The organism is Microbacterium sp. K35 (genome assembly GCF_004794375.1).
Taxonomy (GTDB): domain Bacteria; phylum Actinomycetota; class Actinomycetes; order Actinomycetales; family Microbacteriaceae; genus Microbacterium; species Microbacterium sufflavum.
The window spans coordinates 1-1,658 of sequence record NZ_SSDM01000016.1; the positions used below are offsets into that span (position 1 = coordinate 1).

At 72.9% G+C, this 1,658-nt stretch carries 1 protein-coding gene; it reads left to right on the top strand.

Features of this window, described 5'->3' with window-relative positions:
- Positions 1–1,513: D-alanyl-D-alanine carboxypeptidase family protein (locus tag DW299_RS00140; protein WP_136035214.1), on the top strand; the 1,513-nt coding region annotated here is incomplete at its 5' end.
- Between the last annotated feature and the right edge of the window lie 145 nt (positions 1,514–1,658).

The following is a 1,658-nucleotide window of genomic DNA, read 5'->3' on the forward strand; positions in this document are numbered from 1 at the left end:
CCCGCCCGCCGCGGACGCCGCCTCCTCGACGATCACGGCAGCGACGCCGCCGCTGACCAAGCCGCCGTTCCGCGCGAGGGTCTCGGAGCCGGCTCCCCCGGCCGAAGACGACGATGCAGCGGTCGCCCTCCTGTCCGGCACGGCCGCGCAGTGGGCGGACGACGCGACCCCGGCGACCGCGCTGACCTGGGTGGATCCCGCCGATGTCGCGGCCCACGCTCCCACCGTCTCGCTGGACGCCGAGCCGGAGGCGCAGACCGCCGAGGGGCTGTTCCGCGGGGCCCGGCTGCGTCCGGCCATCGCGCGCCCCGGCCTGCTGGTGCCGTTGGGGGTGCTGGCCGGGCTCGTCCTGGCCTATTCGGGCACGACGCTGCTGTGGCCGCTGCACGAGGTGCCCCCGGCGGTGGAGGCGGTGCAGTTCGAGACGACGCCCGCCACGGCCGCCGAGCTCACGTGGCCTGCGGAGGGCAGCGCGGCCGTGGGGGTCGCCGGCATGACCACGTCGGCGTCGATCCCGGATGCGGTGAGCATCGCGAGCATCACGAAGGTCGTCAGCAGCCTGATGGTGCTGGATCGGATGCCGCTCGCGCCGGGTGAACAGGGACCGGAGTTCCGTTTCACCCGCGGCGACAGCGTGCGCTACTGGGACTATCGACGCCAGGATCAGTCGGCGCTCGACGTGCCGGTCAACGGTGTGCTCACGGAGTATCAGCTGTTGCAGGGCACGCTGCTCGGCTCGGCGAACAACTACATCGATCGGCTGGCCTCGGAGATCTGGGGGTCGAACTCCGAGTTCGCCAGGGCGGCCGAGGAGTGGCTGAGCGAGCGTGGTCTGACCGGGATCACGGTGGTGACGCCGTCGGGTTTCGATGAGCGCAACGTCGCGACGCCGGAGGCGCTGATCGCGCTGGGCGAGCTGGCGATGCGCAACCCGGTGTTCGCGGAGATCGTCGGCACCGCCTCGGTCGAGCTTCCCGGCGCGGGGACGGTCGTGAACACCAACGGCATGCTGGCCGATCCGGGCGTCGTCGGCATCAAGACCGGGACCCTGGTCGGGTGGAACCTCCTCACCGCGAAGGATGTGGAGGTGGGCGACACGACCGTGCGGCTGTTCGCGGCAGTGCTGGATCAGGCCGACGACGAGTCGCGGCTCGCGGCCACCCGCGCGCTGTTCAGTCAGGCGGAGGCGGAGCTGCAGACGGAGGATCCGGCCGTCGCCGCGGGCACGGTGGTCGGTCGCGTCACCACGATGTGGGGCGAGGAGGTGGACGTGGTCACTGCGGAGGACGCGGACGTCGTGCTGTGGAACGGTGCCGCCGCGACCGCGACCGCCGCGTTCGACCTGGGCGAGCGACGAGAGGCCGACGACCGTGTGGGCACGCTGACCACCACCGGGCCGCTCGACACGGAGGACACGGCCCTCGTGCTGCGCGAAGACGTGGAGGGCCCCAGTCCCTGGTGGCGCCTGACGCACCCGCTCGATCTGCTGGGCATCACCGTCCACACCGACTGAGCCAGGCGCCGCCGTTCACCGGCCGCGCTGACGACGACGCCCCGCTCCGAGGGTCCGGAGCGGGGCGTCGTGTCGTTGGTGCGGGGCCGCCGAGGCGTCAGGCGCGGGGGTCCGCGCCCTCGGCGCCGTCATCGAGCAGCGCTCG